The following is a 17,138-nucleotide window of genomic DNA, read 5'->3' as shown; positions in this document are numbered from 1 at the left end:
GCTGCTCCGCACTCAAGGGTCGGTGAACGGGCGGATCAGGCCAGGCGCGTCATCCAGCCGTGGCGGTCCGCCGCCCGGCCGTTCTGGATGTCGGTGAGCTCACCGCGGATCGCGAGAGTCAGCTCCCCCGCGCCGCCGTCGGCGATCGTGTGGTCGAAGTTCGAGCCGCCCAGGCGGCCGATCGGCGTGACGACCGCGGCCGTGCCGCACGCGAACACCTCGGTCACCGCGCCGGACCGGATGTCGGCGAGGAGCTCCTCGAGCGGGATGCGCCGCTCCGTGACCTCGTGGCCGCGGTCGTTGAGGAGCTGGATGATCGACGAACGCGTCACGCCCTCGAGGATCGACCCCGTGAGCTCGGGCGTCTCGACCGACCCGTCGGCCTTGACGACGAACACGTTCATGCCGCCGAGCTCCTCGAGGAACGTGCCCGTCGACGAGTCGAGGAAGCAGACCTGCTCGAAGCCCTTCTCCTGCGCGAGGGTCTGCGGCAGCAGGCTCGACGCGTAGTTGCCGCCGCACTTGGCGTCGCCCGTGCCACCGGCACCGGCGCGGCTGAACTCGCGGTCGACCCAGATCGACACGGGCTTGACGCCGCCCGAGAAGTACGGGCCCACGGGCGAGGCGATCACGAGGTACTCGGCCTCGAGCGAGGCACGCACACCGAGGAACGACTCCGAGGCGTACATGAACGGACGCAGGTACAGGCTCGCCTCCTCGCCGCTCGGGACCCACTCGATGTCCGTGCGCACGAGCGCCGTGATCGAGCCGATGAAGTCGTCGACCGAGAGCGCCGGCAGCGCCAGACGGTGGGCCGACCGGGCGAACCGGGCCGCGTTGGCCTCCGGCCGGAACGTCCACACGGACCCGTCCTGGTGCCGGTACGCCTTGAGTCCCTCGAAGATCTCCTGGGCGTAGTGCAGCACCGCGGTCGCGGGGTCGAGCTGGAGGGGGCCGTACTTCTCGATGCGGCGGTCGATCCAGCCGTCGGTCGAGTTCCAGCTGATCCGGGCCATGTGGTCCGAGAACACGGTGCCGAACTTCGGGGCGGAGATCGCGGCCGCCCTGGCCTCGGGGGAGGTCGGGGTGTCCGAGGTGCGGATGTCGAAGAGCGCGACGAGATCCTCGGCCGAGGAAGCGGGCTGCGCTGTGAGGGGGGAAGTCATGTCATGGGCCTTTCACCTGGCGACCCGGGTGGGTTCCTCGCCTAGTTTTCCATGACCGAGCGCCGTTCGGCGCCCGCAGGGCGGGCGAGAACTCCCGGGCCTTCGACGAGGACGTGGGAGCGGTGAGGACGGCAGAGGGTGCGCACCGCCGTCGGGCCCCTGAGCGGGAGCCCGACGGCGGCGCGACGGCAGGTCGGAAGGACCGATCAGCCGGCGACGCGGGCGGCGAGCTCGCGCCCCACCTCGGCCGTCGACCGTACTCGGGTCCCCCGCTCGGCGAGGTCCGCGGCGACCGCGGCCTCGACGCGCTGCGACTCCTCGGCGAGGCCGAGGTGGTCGAGCAGCATGGCGACGGACAGGACCGTGGCGGTGGGGTCCGCCTTGCCCTGGCCCGCGATGTCGGGGGCCGAGCCGTGCACCGGCTCGAACATGGAGGGGGCCGTGCGGTCGGGGTTGATGTTGGCCGAGGCCGCGAGGCCGATGCCGCCGGTGATCGCGGCGGCCTGGTCCGTCAGGATGTCGCCGAACAGGTTGTCGGTGACGATGACGTCGAATCGCGACGGGTTCGTCGTGAGGAAGATCGTGGCGGCGTCCACGTGCAGGTAGTCCGTGGTGACGTCCGGGAACTCGGCGTTGACGGCCTCGACCGTGCGGCGCCACAGGTGACCGGCGTGGACCAGGACGTTGTGCTTGTGCACGAGCGTCAGGTGCTTGCGGGGGCGCGCCTGGGCGCGGGCGAACGCGTCACGCACGACGCGCTCGACGCCGAAGGCCGTGTTCACGGAGACCTCGGTCGCGATCTCGTGGGGCGTGCCGACGCGCAGCGCCCCGCCGTTGCCGACGTAGGGCCCCTCGGTGCCCTCGCGGACGACGACGAAGTCGATCTCGCCCGGGTCCGCCAGCGGGGACGTCACACCGGGGTAGAGCTTGCCGGGGCGCAGGTTCACGTAGTGGTCCAGCGCGAAGCGCAGCTTGAGGAGCAGCCCGCGCTCGAGGACGCCCGACGGGACCGTCGGGTCGCCGATCGCACCGAGAAGGATCGCGTCGTGCGTGCGGATCGCGGCGAGGTCCTCGTCGGTGAGGGTCTCGCCGGTCGCGTGCCAGCGGCGCGCGCCGAGGTCGAAGGGCGTCGTGGAGACCTTGACGTCCGAGCCTGAGAGCGCCGCCTCGAGGACCGCGAGGCCCTGCTCGACGACCTCGATACCGATGCCGTCTCCGGCGACCACTGCCAAGTCGATGTTGCGCGTCATGCCCCGAACGCTACGCCCCGGGCCAGCCCTCGGGACGCCCATCTCACGCCTTGAGCGAGTCCGAGGGAGAGAATCGCACGATCCCGCGGATCGAGCGCCGCCGCCTCGCCTGGTCGCGCTCCCATGGCAAACTCGACCGACTGCGCGACGCTCGATGGTGTAAAGAACACGCCGCGCCTGTCGACTTGCGCAATCCGCCAGAGTACGCAACTCTTAGGAAACTTTCCTAAGATGCTGGCAGAGAGGCCACCACGCCGTGTCCCGCACGCACGTCCCGGGGACCCCCGGGTTGCTCCGCACGATCAACGACCGCGCCGCGCTCGAGCTGCTGCTCGACACCGGCCCCATGACCCGGTCGCAGATCGGAGACCTCACCGGCGTCTCCCGTCCGACATCCTCCCAGATCGTGGCACGCCTGGAGTCCGCGGGTCTCATCGAGCCCACGGGGGCCGTCCAGGGAGCCCGCGGCCCGCAGGCGGTCACGTACGCCGCGCGCACCGACGTCGTCGTCGGGCTGGCGCTCGACGTCCTTCCCGGAGGGGTGCAGGCCCGCATCGTCGACGCCCACGGCACCGTCCTCGGCGGCGCCGAGGTCCCCACCTCGGACGACCGCACGGCCGTGAGCGACGTCCGCGCGGCGTGGGACGCCGCCTGTGCCGACGCACGGGTTCCCGTCGAACGGGTGGGCGCGGTCGTCGTCGGGGTGCAGGCCGCGGCCGACCCGACGACCGGAGACCTCTGGCTCGTCGGCGACCTGCCGGGATGGCCTCGCCTCGCCGTCCGATCCCTCCTCGAGGAGGAGTTCGGCGTCCCCGTCCACATCGAGAACGACGTCAACCTCGCGACGATCGCCGAGCACGACGCAGGCCGGTGCGACGACGCGAGCTTCTCGCTGCTCTGGATCGGCGGAGGCATCGGCCTCGGGACGCTCATCGACGGGCGGCTCCACCACGGCGCGACGGGCGCCGCCGGTGAGCTCGGCTATCTCCCCGTGCCCGTGACCGTCCGCGAGTACGACGACCACTCGGTCAACCTCCAGGACCTCGTCGGTGGCCGGCGGTTCGAGGAGCTCGCCGAGCGGCACGGCGTGCCCGGCGACGGCTACACCGACTACCTCGCGGCCATGATCGCCGACCCGGACAGCCCCGCGGTCGTCGCGCTCGTCGAGGACTTCGGACGCCGCCTCGCCGCTGTCGTCCAGCCGGTCGTCGCGGTCGTCGAACCCCACGTCGTCGTGCTCAGCGGCCCGACGTGCATCGCGGGCGGTCAACGCCTCGCCGACGTGACACGCAGCCACCTCACGGACACCGAGCAGGGCGTGGCGTCGATCGTCCCGACCCTGGCCCCCTCGGACCCCGTCCTGCGCGGCGCACAGGCGGTCGTCGCGGCCGACGTGCGCACCCTCCTGCTCGACCGCGTCTCGACCCACCTCACGGACCAGGGCACTCACGGCGTGCCGGTCCAGACGGTGCGCGCGGCCGCGGCACACCTCGGCGCCCCGGCGCCCACACACTCGGGGTAGTTCCTCTCACTGCCCCGACGGGCGGTGGTCGCGGCCTGGGACGGCGACCACCGCTCACCCCTCGGCCGTCGAGCACGGCGCCCGACGACGTCGCTCCCGTCCCCGGAGCACCTCACCCGTGAGGGGCTCCGGGCACGCCGCCCCCGGGCGAGTCGGACGGCGCCGCGCCGCGGCTCACCGCTGGCGCGGGAACCGCAGCTCGAACCGTTCGCAGACCACGGGCATGTCCTCGCGGAACTCGTGGTCCACCAGGACCCGTGTGAAGTACCTCTTGTGACCGGCGCGCCAGGACTCGAGCGTCCGGTCGTCCTCACCCTCGGCCGCCGCGAAGTCCGCAGAGACCTGGTCGAACGGGACGACCTCGACCGACGTCGTGCGGATGAGGGCCCGCGGGTGCCCGTCGCCGTCGAGGATGATCGAGAGCTCGCCGACCTGCGGCAGCGGCACGTCGTCGCCGTACTCCCAGTGCGACGACGACGTCGCGGTCTTGTCGCCCGACAGCACCGCCGCGAGCAGTCCGTCGGCGAGCGCGGGGTTGTCCCCGAAGGACCACGCGGGCGGTGGCACGGTCGCCGAGATCCCGAAGCCGGTCACGACGCCCACCTTGCCCTCCCCCGCACGGACGCGTGCGGTCTCCCAGAACTCGAGGATCTCCTCGCCGCGCGGATCGTCCTCGCCCGGGGCGGGGTTCTCGACCGGGGGAACGCCCGGCGCTGCCTGAGGCACCCGCTCGGTGCCCTCGCTCGTGCTGTCCGGTCCGCGGTCGTCGTGGTGGCTCATACGTCCATGGTGGACCACGGACCCCCGAAGTGCCCGTCTTGTCGTGCTTTGACCGACGGGGTGTCGGCGATTCCACCCTGTCCCCACGGTCACCGTCGGCGGGTGCGGCCGTCACCCTCGGCAGCAGCACCCACCCGACGCGACACGAGCGCCCGGGGAGGCTACGCCGTCGGGCATCGGAGCAGCGCGCGGGCGAGCCGGACGCACAGAGGCGGGCGGCGCCTGCCTCGCGATCGTGGTCGGGTCTGGCGGGAGGCCGCCAGGCCGGACGGAAGATCGCGCGGTAGGTGCCGCCCGCCTCGAAGGTGAGTCACTCACCCGCCGAACGGCGAGGGTCAGCGACCGACAGAACCCTCGGTGTAGTCGTCGTCGCCCGACTTCGCCCACGCGAACATCCCGCGCAGCTCGCGGCCCGTGGCCTCGATCGGGTGCGCCTCGCCCTTGGCGCGGAGCTCCTTGAACTCGGGGGCGCCCGCGTCCTGGTCGTCGATGAAGCGCTTCGCGAACGCGCCGTTCTGGATGTCCCCGAGGACGGCCTTCATGTTCTCCTTGACCCGCGGGTCGATGACGCGGGGGCCCGAGACGTAGTCGCCGTACTCGGCGGTGTCGGACACCGACCAGCGCTGCTTGGCGATGCCGCCCTCCCACATGAGGTCCACGATGAGCTTGAGCTCGTGCAGGACCTCGAAGTAGGCGATCTCCGGCTGGTAGCCGGCCTCGGTCAGGGTCTCGAAGCCGTACTGGACGAGCTGCGACACGCCACCGCACAGGACGGCCTGCTCGCCGAACAGGTCCGTCTCGGTCTCCTCGGTGAACGTCGTCTTGATGACGCCGGCGCGCGTGCCGCCGATCGCCTTCGCGTACGAGAGCGCGATGTCCCACGCGTGGCCCGAAGCGTCCTTCTCGACGGCGATGATGTCGGGGATGCCGCGGCCCGCGACGAACTCGCGACGCACCGTGTGACCCGGCGCCTTGGGGGCGACGAGGATGACGTCGACGCCCTCGGGGGCCTCGATGTAGCCGAAGCGGATGTTGAAGCCGTGCGCGAACGCGAGCGTCTTGCCGGCGGCCAGGTGCGGCTTGATCTCGTCGTTGTAGATCGAGCGCTGGTGCTGGTCCGGCGCGAGGATCATGATGAGGTCGGCCCACTGGGCGGCCTCGGCGACGGTCTTGACCTCGAAGCCCTCGTCGGTCGCCTTGGCGATCGACTTGGAGCCTTCCTTGAGGGCGATGACGACCTGGACGCCAGAGTCGCGGAGGTTCTGCGCGTGCGCGTGCCCCTGGCTGCCGTACCCGACGACCGCGACCTTCTTCTGCTGGATGATCGAGAGGTCGGCGTCGTCGTCGTAGAAGAGCTCTGCCACGGTGTTACTCCTTGGGTTCTTGAGGTGATGCCGAACACGATAGTTCGACGTCGGTGGGCGACGTGGGGGTGTCCACCGGGATGGACTGGGTCAAGCGGACCGGTGAGCGCGGTCGAGCGCCCGGTCGGTGATGGAGCGGGCGCCACGGCCGACGGCCACGGTGCCGGACTTGACGATCTCACGGACGCCGTAGGGGTCGAGCGCACCGAGGAGGGCGCTCAGCTTCTCCGGGGTGCCCGTGGCCTCGATCGTCACGGCGTCGGGGACGACGTCGACGACCTTGGCACGGAACAGCTCGACGACCTCGAGGACGCCCGTGCGGTTCGCGCCGTCGGCGCGGACCTTGACGAGCAGAAGCTCGCGCTGGACCGAGGACGCCTGGTCGAGCTCGACGATCTTGATCACGTTGACGAGCTTGTTGAGCTGCTTGGTGACCTGCTCGAGCGGGTTCTGGTCGACGTCGACGACCACGGTGATGCGCGAGATCTCCTCGTGCTCCGTGGGCCCCACGGCGAGCGAGTGGATGTTGAACGCGCGGCGGGCGAACAGGCCCGCGACGCGCGTGAGCACGCCGGGCTTGTTCTCCACGAGCACGGAGAGGGTGTGTCGGGACATGGTTGCGGCTCTCCCCGGTCTCAGTCTTCGCGGTCCCACGCGGGCGAGATGCCGCGTGCGTACTGGATGTTGTCGTTGCTCACGCCCGAGGCGACCATGGGCCACACCATCGCGTCGCGCGACACGTTGAAGTCGACGACGACGGGCCGGTCGTCGATCTCCATGGCGCGCTTGATCGCGGCGTCGACCTCGCTCTTGGACTCGACCCGGATGCCCTCGCACCCGTACGCGTCGGCGAGCTTGACGAAGTCCGGCACGCGCTGCGTGCCGCGGCCCGTGTGCAGGTCCGTGTTGGAGTAGCGGGACTCGTAGAACAGGGTCTGCCACTGGCGGACCATGCCGAGCGAGGAGTTGTTGATCAGCGCGACCTTGATGGGGATCTCGTTGATCGTGCAGGTCGCGAGCTCCTGGTTGGTCATCTGGAAGCAGCCGTCGCCGTCGATCGCCCAGACGGTCTTGTCGGGCTGGCCGACCTTGGCGCCCATCGCGGCCGGGATCGAGTAGCCCATGGTGCCGAGGCCGCCCGAGTTGAGCCACGTCTTGGGGTGCTCGTAGCGGATGAACTGCGCGGCCCACATCTGGTGCTGGCCGACGCCCGCGACGTAGATCGAGTCGGGGCCGGAGATCTCGCCGAGGCGCTGGATGACGTGCTGCGGGGCGAGGTGACCGTCCTCGGGCTCGGAGTAGCCGAGGGGGTAGGTCTCGCGCCAGTCGTCGATCTGGCGCCACCAGGCGCCGAGGTCCGGCTGCCCCTTGGCGGCGTGCTCGCGCTCGAGCTCGGGCAGCAGGTCGGAGATGACCTCGCGCAGGTCGCCCACGATCGGGACGTCGACCTCGCGGTTCTTGCCGATCTCGGCGGGGTCGATGTCGGCGTGCACGATCGTGGCGTGCGGCGCGAAGCTCGAGAGCGTACCCGTGACGCGGTCGTCGAAGCGGGCCCCGAGGGCCACCACGAGGTCGGCCTTCTGGAGCGCGGCGACCGCGGGGACCGTGCCGTGCATGCCGGGCATGCCGAGGTTCTGCGGGTGCGAGTCCGGCAGCGCACCGCGGGCCATGAGCGTGGTCACGGCGGGAGCGCCCGACAGGTCGACGAGCTTGCGCAGCTCGGCCGAGGCGTTCGCGCGGATCGCGCCGCCCCCCACGTACAGCACGGGGCGCTTGGCGGTCGCGAGCAGGCGGGCGGCCTCGCGGATCTGCTTGGAGTGCGGCTTGGTCACCGGGTGGTAGCCGGGCAGCTGCAGCTCCTGCGGCCACGAGAACGTGGTGCGTGCCTGCATCGCGGACTTGGCGATGTCGACGAGGACGGGCCCGGGGCGCCCGGTCTGGGCGATGTGGAAGGCCTCGGCGATGACGCGTGGGATCTCGTCGGGGTCGGTGACGAGGAAGTTGTGCTTGGTGATCGGCAGGGTGATGCCGACGATGTCCGCCTCCTGGAAGGCGTCGGTCCCGATGAGGGACGCGCCGACCTGGCCCGTGATGGCCACGAGCGGGATCGAGTCCATGTTGGCGTCGGCGATGGGCGTGACGAGGTTCGTCGCGCCGGGGCCGGACGTCGCCATGGTCACGCCGACGCGACCGGTCGCGTGGGCGTAGCCCGAGGCCGCGTGGCCGCCACCCTGCTCGTGGCGCACGAGGATGTGGCGGAGCTTCTTGGAGTCCATGAGCGGGTCGTACGTCGGCAGGATCGCACCGCCGGGGATGCCGAAGACGACGTCCACACCGGCTTCCTCGAGCGAGCGGACGATCGACTGCGCGCCCGTCACCTCCTCTGGCCCGACGACGAGGCTCGGGGTGCGCTCGCCGGTGACCGAGGCGCGTGCTCGGCTCTCGGGGCGGGCGGCGAGGCTCGCGGGGGACGGGGCTGGCTTCGGCGCCACGGCCTCGCCGGCGGGCGCGGGGGCGCTCGGCGTCGGCGGGGCCGGGTGGGGACCCTGGACCATCGGTATCTCCTGTTTCTCGGTGGCGACTGGCTGCCACCGGCTGGATCGAGCTCACCGTGGTGGTGCTGGTACTTCTGGTGCTCTCCGTGCTGTTCTGCCGCGGGGTGGTGCGGTCCGGTGACCGGCTCCGGAGCGGGGTGTGCCCGGAGGGGGTGGTCATGACGGTCGTGGTCGTGACATGAAAAAACCCCTCGTACCCGGTGAGGGCTCTTCGAGGGGTGAGCGCGCTGACGAGACCTGGTTGCTTGGCCTCAGCCGGCGCGCTCAGGAAGTACTACGAGAAGGATCGTCTGCACGTTGTGCACACTACGCCCTCGATCCGGCGATGTCATGCGTCGAGCCGGACGTCTCAGGGAATGGGACGTCCGGCTCGACGACGGTGGTCCGGCCGGGTGCGCGGGGCACCGAGGACGGGGGCTGTCCGAGCCCCTGCCCCGTGCTGCCGGGCAATGCAGTAGGGCCGGAGCCGTGGGACCAGGCACCATGGACCCATGACCACCACGATCGAGCGAATGACAGCCGACCTCACCACCGCCATGAAGGCCCGCGACGAGTTCGCCAAGAACACCCTGCGCCAGGTCATCGGCGCCGTCCGCACCGCGGAGAAGTCCGGCTCGACCGCGCGCGAGATGACCGACGCCGAGGTGCAGACCGTCCTGGCCGCCGAGGTCAAGAAGCGTCGCGAGAGCGCGCAGATCTACACCGACGCCGGCGCGACCGAGCGCGCCGACAACGAGACCCACGAGGCCGACTTCATCGAGAAGTACCTGCCCGCGAGCCTCACGCCCGCCGAGCTCGACGCGCTCGTCGCCGCCGCGGTCGTCTCGACCGGCGCCTCGTCCATGAAGGACATGGGCACGGTCATGAAGACGGCCACGGCCGCCGCGGCCGGGATCGGCCGCGTCGACGGCAAGGCGCTCTCGCAGGCCGTCCGTCAGGCGCTCGGCGCCCTCTGACCCGGCACGGGGCGACCGGCCCGCACGTCACCAGTCCTCGGCCCCCGCGAGCGACGTCGCGCGGGGCTCGACCCCCAGGACCTCGCGCAGCACCGTCAGGTCGTAGGTGCGCTCGGCCGCGAGGTGGCTGATCGCGTACCGGGTCAGGCGCGGCGGCGCGGGCCGCCGCGCCCCGCGCGCGCACGCCTCGGCGCACGCGGCGAGCACCCACGCGGGGCGGGCCGGGATCCCGGCGAGCGTGACGCCGTCGTGCCCCCTGCGGCGCAGGAGCTCGACGACGACCTCGCCCAGGACCACGGGCTCGGCGTCCGCGACGTTGACCACGAGGGGCCGACCGTGCGGGAGGTCGACCGTCGCGGCCGCGAGCGCCGCCTCGACGAGCGTGTCCACGTGCGTGAGGGACTGCAACGCCGACCCGTCGCCGACGAGCACGAGCCGCCTGCCCCGGATCGCGCCCTCGATGCGCGGCAGGAGCGTCGTGTCCCCCGGGCCGTACACGGCGTGGGGGCGCAGCACGACGACGGGTCCGCGCCCGGGCGTGCGGGCGTCGGTGACGAGGACCCGCTCGGCGGCGGCCTTGGTCGCGCCGTACGCGTTGAGGTACCGCTGGACGGGTGCCTCGGTCTCGAGTCCGCGGACCGTGGGCGAGTACGGGTCGTAGACGCTGCCCGAGGACACGTGCACGAACCGCGCCGCCGGGAACGTGTCCCGCACGGCACGCGTGCCCTCGACGTTGGTCGCCCACGCGACGTCGGGGCGTGCCCAGTCGGAGACCGCGGCCCCCGCGTGCACGACGACGTCCAGGGCGGGCGGTTCGGCGAGCGGCCCGACGGCGAGGTCCCACGTCCGGTGCTCGGCGCCCGGGACGCGCGCGTCGCGGCGCGAGAAGGTCCACACCCGGTGCCCGTCGGCCACCGCGCGTCGGGCGACCGCTCCCCCGACGAACCCCGACGCCCCGGTGACCCCGATCCGTCGGCTCATGCGGTCCTCGCCCCGGTCGTCGCGAGGTGGCGAGCGGCGGCGCGGGAGAGCGCCGCACGGTCGGGCTTGCGGCTGCGCCCCGCGAGCGGCAGACGGTCGGCGTGCAGCACGAGGTCCGGGAGCGCGCCGTGGTCCAGCACGTCCGGCAGCGCGGACCGGACGCCTGCGAGCAGCGGGTGGTCGTCGGTCAGGACCGGGTCGCTTGCTCCCGGTCCCTCCTGCCCGACGGCGTCGCTCGCCCCCGGCGTGAGGGTCCCGGCGCGTGCGGCGGCGTGGTCCGAGGTGACGACGAGCACGACCTTCTCGTCGCCGTCCTCCTGCAGGACGCCCACGAGAGCCGCCTCGCCGACGCCGGGCAGCGCGGCGAGCCGCGGCTCGAACAGACCGGGGTAGATGTTGACCGTCCCGCGGATGATCATGTCTCGCGTGCGGCCCACGAGCACGATCCGACCCTGGTCGTCGAGATGCGCGAGGTCGCCCGTGCGGTGCTCGGTCACGGGTGTCCGTCCGCCGTCGAGGTGGGCGAGGTACCCCGTCATGAGGGACGGCCCGCGCAGGACGAGCTCGCCGACCGTGGGGCCGCCCGGCGTGGGCGCGTCGCCGGCGGGATCGAGAGAGTCGGCCGTCACGGCCGACGCGTCGACCCAGGCCTCGACGCCCGGCAGCGGACGTCCGACCAGGTCGCCGTCCCCGGCGTGCGCGAGCTTGTCGCTCGCCTCGACCACCGCGACGGGCAGGATCTCGGTCATGCCGTAGACCCCGATCCACCGCGTGCCGGGCAGCAGCCGGCAGGCACGGTCGAGGATCGACCGGGTCACGGGCGCGCCTCCGACGAGCCCGACCCGCGGGCCCTGCGCGGGAGCCCGGCCGGACTCGACGGCGTCGAGCAGGAGCGTGAGGTCCGCCGGCACGAGGTAGGTCCCGGCCTGCCCGGCCGCGTGCCGGGCGAACGCCACGACGTCCTGCGCGGGGGTTCCCGGCGGGATGGACCAGGTCCCGCCCGCGAGCAGGGCCGGGATGCCCAGGAGCATCTGGTCGGTGTGCACGACGTCGCCCGGCGCGAGCTCGAAGGCCCCGCCCAGCAGCGCACAGCCCGCGCCGAGCGAGCCCGCGGAGTGGACGACGGCCTTCGGGTCCGACGTCGTGCCCGACGTGAAGACCACGAGCGCCTCGGCGCCGAGCGGCAGACCCGTCACGGGCGACGGGCCGACCGTCTGCCCAGCGCCCCCGTCGGCCCCCGAGGCGAGCGCGCGAGCCGACAGCGACCGACGAGGCACCCCGGGCAGCCACGGGCCGGACCGGACGTGCCGCAGCGGCAGGCTCGCGTAGTCGGGCAGCAGGAGGCCGCGCGAGCGGGCCAGGCGCCGCAGCGGACCGCGCGAGATCGCGTAGAGCAACGACTCGGTCATGGCCCAGCGGGGCCGCGCGGCGGCGACGCGCGCGGCGAAGAGCTCGGGCGTCGAGCCCGGGTCGACGAACACGATCACGGCTCCGAGCCGCACGACGGCGAGCACCAGCACGATCCCCTCGGGGCGGGGACGCACCGAGAACAGCACGCGGTCCCCCGGTCGCACGCCCTCGTGGTGCAGTGCGTCGGCCGTGGCCTCGACGCGGCGGGACAGCTCGCGGTACGTGACCTCCTCGCGGACCCGGTCGGGCGTCTCGCGGTCCGCCCCCCGGGTCGCGCGGCCCGCGCTCTCCGCGCCCCGGCGTGCACCGCGCGGCGGGCTTGCCCACCAGCGCAGCGCCACCTCGTCGCCGCGCGCTCCTCGTGCGTGGCCGCCGATGGTCGCGAGCAGGTGCTCCGTCGTCGGGCCGGTCATGGCGTGTCCCGCCCGGGACGCGTGGCCGTCCCGCGGCCGTGGTCGACCGCGACCCGCAGGCGCCGGTAGGACGGGATGAGGACGCCCCGCGCGACCTCCCGCCCCACGACCCGCAACGTGCGCCCCGCGGCCGCGACCGGGTGCAGCGCGTCGAGGACGGCACCCACCTGCGCCATCGCGAGCGGCATGCCCAGGCAGAAGTGCGGACCCGCGCCGAACCACAGGTTGCGCAGCGCCGGGTCGGCGTCGCGGGCAGGGTCGAACGGTCCGCCCGCCCGGCAGCACGTGACGGTCGCGACGACCACCCGCTCCCCCGCCCGCACCGGGACAGCCCCCACGCGGTGGGCCGAGCGCACGGACCGGAGCATCGCGGGAGTCGGGACCGTGACGCGCAGCGCCTCCTCGACCACGCGCCCGCGCAGCGCGTCGTCGGGTCCGGCGAGCAGCAGACGATCAACCCATCCGGTGTCGACCGCGAGCGCGACCAGGCGCGGCGTGAACGACTGGATGGTCTCGGTGCCCGTCATGACGAACGCCCCGACAGCGCCCAGCGCCTCGCGCTCGCTCAGGCCGAGGCCGCGCATGCGCCCCGGGACCGTCGTCGGGTCGCCGTCGCGGTACGCCGCACGCGCCGGCTCGCTCAAGGTCCCGAGCACCTCGCGGGCGTGACGCACCTGGGAGGGCGTGAGGCTGCGCCGGTGCAGTCTCACGAGGCCCACGACGGACTGTGCCGCGACCATGGCGTCGCGCACCGCCGCGTCGGTGGGGGGCAGCCCCGTCATGCGGCAGATGACCGTGCCCGCGAGCGCCCCGACCTCGCTCACCAGGTCCACGGTCTCGCCCGCGAGCAGGCGGGGGGCCAGCGTCCCGAGCGAGGCCCCGGCCTCGGTCGCGGTGAGCTGCGCGACCGAGCGCGGGGTGAACAGCCCCGACAGCGCGCGCCGCAGCGTCGCGTGGTCCTCGCCCTCCATGTTGAGCAGGACCGACGGCCCCAGCACGGGCGTCCACAGGTCCGACGGCGCCCCCGGGCCGACCTTGGAGAAGTGCTCGGTGTCGAGCAGGACCTCGCGGGCCGTCGCGGCGTCGTTCACCACGACCCCGAGCCCTGGCACCCGCACGACCGGGCCGCGCCGCGCGAGCGCGCGGAACGCCGGGTAGACGAGCGGGTGGGCACCGCGCTGGACGCGCTCCTCCCAGCGGTGCGCGTCGCGCACGGCGTCGCCGCCCGGGGCCGGGTGCGGCCGGGCGCGCGGCGCTCGGGGCGGGGTGACCGTCATCGGATGTCCACGACCTCGGGCCTGTAGCGGTGGTCGGCGTACCAGCCCAGGGTCCGCACGAGCCCCCAGGCGTGCGCGCGCCGCGTCGATGCCCGCACCACGACCTCGGGGTGCGCCCCGTAGGCCGACGTCAGGCGACGTACGGCGTTGACCAGGGCGCGGTCCTCGTGCAGGTCCTCGATCGCGGTGCGGGGGAAGCCGCCCGCACGCTCGTACAGGTCCGCGGTGATCGCCATGTTGCACCCGGGGGCCATGACGTACGGGCCCAGGTAGGACGGGTCCTGGTTGCCGGGGCGGAACCTCCCGAACGTGCTCGCGATGCTCACGGCCCCCGACAGGATCGCCTGGCGCACACGGGACACCGGCAGGTCGTCGGTGCGCGCGACGATGCGCCCGGCCACGAGGTCGTGCCCGACGGCGAACGCCTCCTTCACGCGGACCGTCCAGTCCGGCGGGGGCACGCAGTCCGCGTCGGTGCGCGCGAGGTGGGTCGCGCCCGCGGCGATCGCCGCGCGCATCCCCGTGTCCGCCGCGGCGCCCGTGCCCTTCTGGTCCTCGGTCACGAGCCGCCAGCGCGGCTCGTCCCAGTCCGCGACGGTCGCCCGCACGAGGTCCGGGGTGCCGTCGGTCGAGCCGTTGTCCACCACGACCAGGTCGAAGTCGCGGTCCTCCTGGACCCGCAGCGCACGCAGCGTCGCGAGGATGCCGTGCTCGCGCGCCTCGTTCAGGGCCGGGACGACGACCGCGAGACGGACCGGGGGCGGCGGCGTCCGCTGCCCGGGGGCCGTACCCGGCCCTGCGGGGCCCGCCGGGGTCACAGCCGCACCGCCATGGCACCGATGCTGATGCCGCCCGCCAGGCCGACGAGCAGCACCACGTCCCCCGGCCCCACGCGACCGCTCTCCCACGCGGTCGCGAGCTGGAGCGGCAGCGTCGCCGACGCGACGTTCCCGTGCTCGGCGACCGTCACGATCGTGCGCCCCTCGGGCAGGCACAGGGCCTCGTGGACGTCCGCCAGGTACGCGACCGCGACCTGGTGCACCGCGACCAGGGCCACGTCGTCCCACGTCAGTCCCGCGCGGTCGAGCGCCTCCAGGATCACGCCCGGCCCCAGCGCCAGGAACGCGTCGCGCAGCCGCGACCCGTCGATCTCGAAGTACGTGCGGTCGAGGTCCCGGGGGAAGGCCGTCCCCCCGCCCGGGAGCATGCCGACGTCCCAGTGCGTGGACTCGGCGCCGAACGCGCTCGCGAGGATTCCCGCCGGGGGTGCGTCGTCGCTCGTGCCGTCGCCGCTCGTGCCGACCACCGGCTGGGGGGCGCGTCGCACCAGGACCGCCGCTCCGGCGTCGGACATGGTGTAGCCCGGCGCGGACAGCAGGTACGTCGCCCGGTCCGGGACGTCCCACCGGACCGCGCGCGACGGCGCCTCGCCGCACGCGATGAGGACCGTCCCGTACCGGCCCGTGGCGACGAGCGCCTCGGCGACCTCGATCGCGTTGAGGACCGAGTTGCACGCGTTCTTGACGTCCATGACCGGGGCGCGCACGCCCAGCCTGGCCGCGACGATGTGGCTCGTCGCCGGCTCGACCATGTCCTGGCTGGCCGAGGCGAAGATCAGCAGGTCGACGTCCCGGGCGTCGAGCCCCTGGGCGGCGAGGAGCTTGGCCGCGGCGGCGGCCGCGAGGTCCGAGGCGTTCCAGTCGTCGGGCAGGACGTGGACCTGCTGGACCCCGGTCAGGCGCGAGACCATGGGCAGGCGCGGCACGGCACCGGGAGCGCTCGTGCGGGCCAGGTCCCGCTCGGCGTCGGCGACCCGCACGGTGCGCTCGGGCAGGTGGACGCCCACCCCCGCGATCACGGCGGCAGGAGCCTGGCCCCGGACCGGGGCGAGCGTCGCGCGGGTCCCCGAAGGGTGCGCTGGAGGGCGGGCGATGATCGGCACCCGCGACAGCGTAGCCACGAACTCGAGCCCCACCGAGGTTGTCCACGGGTGAGAGTCGGTGCCCGTCCGTCCTCACGCCGTCGTCCGCCCTCGTCCGTCCTCGTCCACAGGAAGACCCCGGACGACCACGACCGGCCGCCGGATGCGCCAGACTGTCCGTCGTGCTCCCCACGACCCGCCACGAGGTGGACCTCCTGCGCCGCGCCCGCCCCGGCATGGCCGCCGTGCTGCTCGGCGGCCATCTCTCGCGTCGCCTGCCCGGACCACCCCTGCGCAAGGTACCCGGCCTGGGCTGGGTCACGGCCGACCCCGTGGTCGCCCGCACCGTCCTGGGCGACCACCGGTCGTTCACGATCGTGGGCGAGGGCGGGGTCGGGCACCTGTGGGCGCAGATCCTGGGCGACTGGGTGCTCGACCTGTTCGACGGCCCGGGGCACCACGACCTGCGCTCGCGGTCGCGCGAGCTGTTCACCGAGGGCAGCTCGGCCGAGCTCGTCGAGGGCGCGTGGTCCGGTCCTCTCGCCACGGCCCGTGAGGCGCTGCGGGCGGGCGGGACGGTCGACGTCGCCCGCCTGGCGCGAGTGCTCGTGGGCCGCATGATGATCTCGCTCCTGGGCGTGCCGGGGCCGGACGTCAGCGACGACGGCGACCCGTCACGAGGGTCTCGGCGGGCGCCAGGTACCTGGCCCGCCGACGACGACGCCCTGGCGGTCTTCGAGACCGGCGAGCGTCTCGCGACGATCGCCCTGGGGAGCGCAGGGTCGACGCACCTGTCCCCCGCCCAGGTCGCCGCGGCCCGCGAGATCGTCGCCGAGCTCACCCGAGGCGTCCCGGCGGGCTGGCGCGACGCGCCCGCCGACACTCTGCTCGGCCGCTGCCGGGAGCTGGGGCTCGGCCTCGAGGAGACGACCGGGCTCGCGTGCCTCCTCATGGTCGCGGGCACGGAGACCTCGGCCTCCGCCATGGCACGGACGACCGCCCTGCTCGTCGACACGGGCGAGCAGCACCGCCTGCTGGACCGGATGCGCGCGGACGCCGACCGGACGGCGGCGGGAGAGGTCCGCGCCCCGGGCGAGCCCGACGCCGTCGAGAACGCCGTGCGCGAGGGGCTGCGTGTCACAAGCCCCGCCTCGGTCATCGGCCGGGGAGTCGCGGCCGACGTCGAGGTCGCAGGTCGCCACCTCGCCGAGGGCGAGCGCATCATGATGCTCGTGTGGAGCGCGAACATCGGTGCCGGACCGTTCCGTGCCGACCGTCCCTACGTCCGCGAGAGCCGTCAGCTCTGGTTCGGTGCGGGGCGTCACCTGTGCCTCGGGGCGGCGCTGGCCCGCGCGGAGATCGGTGCGCTCCTGCACACGCTCTGGGACGACGGCGCACCGCTGCGGGTCGTGTCGCGCAGCGCGCAGCGCGGGGTGCTGATCCCGGGCTACCGGACGCTGGTCGTGGCGCGCGCCTGAGGTCCGCAGCGTGTCGGGACGAGCGCGGCCTCGGGGTCACCCTCGTCCGACAGGTTGCTCGGTCG

14 protein-coding genes are annotated in these 17,138 nt (G+C 73.6%); 3 read left to right on the top strand and 11 right to left on the bottom strand.

What is annotated here, in order from left to right:
* Positions 1 to 35: 35 nt before the first annotated feature.
* A complete protein-coding gene (locus tag H9640_RS00130; protein WP_191788734.1) occupies positions 36 to 1,166 on the bottom strand; it encodes a branched-chain amino acid aminotransferase in 1,131 nt (376 codons plus the stop codon).
* Positions 1,167 to 1,372: 206 nt separating this feature from the next.
* Positions 1,373 to 2,416: a 3-isopropylmalate dehydrogenase gene (locus H9640_RS00125; protein ID WP_191788733.1), complete on the bottom strand. Its 1,044-nt coding sequence runs from the start codon at positions 2,414 to 2,416 to the stop codon at positions 1,373 to 1,375.
* A 256-nt stretch (positions 2,417 to 2,672) separates the two neighbouring features.
* Between H9640_RS00125 and H9640_RS00120 the strand changes: the two genes are divergently transcribed.
* Positions 2,673 to 3,938 carry an ROK family transcriptional regulator gene (locus H9640_RS00120; RefSeq protein WP_191788732.1) on the top strand — a complete coding sequence of 422 codons (1,266 nt, stop codon included), beginning with the start codon at positions 2,673 to 2,675 and terminating at the stop codon, positions 3,936 to 3,938.
* A gap of 174 nt (positions 3,939 to 4,112) precedes the next feature.
* On the opposite strand, the gene H9640_RS00115 is transcribed toward H9640_RS00120, so the two are convergent.
* The 4 genes from H9640_RS00115 to H9640_RS00100 all read right to left on the bottom strand — a co-directional run bounded on the left by H9640_RS00115 (position 4,113) and on the right by H9640_RS00100 (position 8,637).
* Complete coding sequence (locus H9640_RS00115) at positions 4,113 to 4,718, bottom strand: ASCH domain-containing protein (protein ID WP_191788731.1); 606 nt, start codon at positions 4,716 to 4,718, stop codon at positions 4,113 to 4,115.
* A 335-nt stretch (positions 4,719 to 5,053) separates the two neighbouring features.
* Positions 5,054 to 6,082 (bottom strand): ketol-acid reductoisomerase, encoded by a 1,029-nt coding sequence (ilvC, locus tag H9640_RS00110; protein WP_191788730.1) that lies wholly within the window; start codon positions 6,080 to 6,082, stop codon positions 5,054 to 5,056.
* 90 nt (positions 6,083 to 6,172) lie between these two features.
* Positions 6,173 to 6,697, bottom strand: coding sequence for an acetolactate synthase small subunit (gene ilvN / locus H9640_RS00105; RefSeq protein ID WP_191788729.1), 525 nt, complete (start codon positions 6,695 to 6,697; stop codon positions 6,173 to 6,175).
* 20 nt (positions 6,698 to 6,717) lie between these two features.
* Positions 6,718 to 8,637 carry an acetolactate synthase large subunit gene (locus H9640_RS00100; protein WP_191788728.1) on the bottom strand — a complete coding sequence of 640 codons (1,920 nt, stop codon included), beginning with the start codon at positions 8,635 to 8,637 and terminating at the stop codon, positions 6,718 to 6,720.
* A gap of 491 nt (positions 8,638 to 9,128) precedes the next feature.
* On the opposite strand from H9640_RS00100, the gene H9640_RS00095 reads away from it, so the two are divergent.
* On the top strand, positions 9,129 to 9,593 hold the full coding sequence (locus H9640_RS00095; protein ID WP_191788727.1) for a GatB/YqeY domain-containing protein: 465 nt from the start codon (positions 9,129 to 9,131) through the stop codon (positions 9,591 to 9,593).
* Positions 9,594 to 9,620: 27 nt separating this feature from the next.
* Here H9640_RS00095 and H9640_RS00090 read toward each other — a convergent pair whose 3' ends face one another.
* The 5 genes from H9640_RS00090 to H9640_RS00070 are packed head-to-tail and all read right to left on the bottom strand — an operon-like array spanning position 9,621 to position 15,616.
* Complete coding sequence (locus H9640_RS00090; protein WP_191788726.1) at positions 9,621 to 10,574, bottom strand: NAD-dependent epimerase/dehydratase family protein; 954 nt, start codon at positions 10,572 to 10,574, stop codon at positions 9,621 to 9,623.
* The gene (locus H9640_RS00085) at positions 10,571 to 12,397 is read right to left on the bottom strand and encodes a class I adenylate-forming enzyme family protein (protein WP_191788725.1); all 1,827 of its coding nucleotides are present in this window, start codon (positions 12,395 to 12,397) and stop codon (positions 10,571 to 10,573) included. Before H9640_RS00085 ends, H9640_RS00090 begins: the two co-directional genes overlap by 4 nt.
* Entirely contained in the window at positions 12,394 to 13,674 is a 1,281-nt protein-coding gene (locus H9640_RS00080; RefSeq protein ID WP_225226504.1) for a cytochrome P450, read from the bottom strand. The genes H9640_RS00085 and H9640_RS00080 overlap by 4 nt, the downstream gene beginning before the upstream one ends.
* Positions 13,671 to 14,492 (bottom strand): glycosyltransferase, encoded by an 822-nt coding sequence (locus tag H9640_RS00075; protein ID WP_191788724.1) that lies wholly within the window; start codon positions 14,490 to 14,492, stop codon positions 13,671 to 13,673. The genes H9640_RS00080 and H9640_RS00075 overlap by 4 nt, the downstream gene beginning before the upstream one ends.
* On the bottom strand, positions 14,489 to 15,616 hold the full coding sequence (locus H9640_RS00070) for a 3-oxoacyl-ACP synthase III family protein (RefSeq protein WP_318243570.1): 1,128 nt from the start codon (positions 15,614 to 15,616) through the stop codon (positions 14,489 to 14,491). Before H9640_RS00070 ends, H9640_RS00075 begins: the two co-directional genes overlap by 4 nt.
* A 161-nt stretch (positions 15,617 to 15,777) precedes the next feature.
* Here H9640_RS00070 and H9640_RS00065 point away from each other — a divergent pair, with 161 nt between their 5' ends.
* Complete coding sequence (locus tag H9640_RS00065) at positions 15,778 to 17,073, top strand: cytochrome P450 (protein ID WP_318243569.1); 1,296 nt, start codon at positions 15,778 to 15,780, stop codon at positions 17,071 to 17,073.
* Positions 17,074 to 17,138: the final 65 nt, after the last annotated feature.

The organism is Oerskovia gallyi (genome assembly GCF_014836745.1).
Classification (GTDB): Bacteria; Actinomycetota; Actinomycetes; order Actinomycetales; family Cellulomonadaceae; genus Oerskovia; species Oerskovia paurometabola.
The sequence above is the reverse complement of the archived record's forward strand: the minus strand, read 5'-3'. Positions and strand labels throughout refer to the sequence as shown.

What these genes read in the sequence shown, in the direction of transcription:
- ilvN (WP_191788729.1), bottom strand. Translation starts at nt 6,697, where the DNA reads ATGTCCCGACACACCCTCTCCGTGCTCGTGGAGAACAAGCCCGGCGTG.
- H9640_RS00090 (WP_191788726.1), bottom strand. Translation starts at nt 10,574, where the DNA reads ATGAGCCGACGGATCGGGGTCACCGGGGCGTCGGGGTTCGTCGGGGGA.
- H9640_RS00125 (WP_191788733.1), bottom strand. Translation starts at nt 2,416, where the DNA reads ATGACGCGCAACATCGACTTGGCAGTGGTCGCCGGAGACGGCATCGGT.
- H9640_RS00085 (WP_191788725.1), bottom strand. Translation starts at nt 12,397, where the DNA reads ATGACCGGCCCGACGACGGAGCACCTGCTCGCGACCATCGGCGGCCAC.
- H9640_RS00080 (WP_225226504.1), bottom strand. Translation starts at nt 13,674, where the DNA reads ATGACGGTCACCCCGCCCCGAGCGCCGCGCGCCCGGCCGCACCCGGCC.
- H9640_RS00130 (WP_191788734.1), bottom strand. Translation starts at nt 1,166, where the DNA reads ATGACTTCCCCCCTCACAGCGCAGCCCGCTTCCTCGGCCGAGGATCTC.
- H9640_RS00100 (WP_191788728.1), bottom strand. Translation starts at nt 8,637, where the DNA reads ATGGTCCAGGGTCCCCACCCGGCCCCGCCGACGCCGAGCGCCCCCGCG.
- H9640_RS00095 (WP_191788727.1), top strand. Translation starts at nt 9,129, where the DNA reads ATGACCACCACGATCGAGCGAATGACAGCCGACCTCACCACCGCCATG.
- H9640_RS00115 (WP_191788731.1), bottom strand. Translation starts at nt 4,718, where the DNA reads ATGAGCCACCACGACGACCGCGGACCGGACAGCACGAGCGAGGGCACC.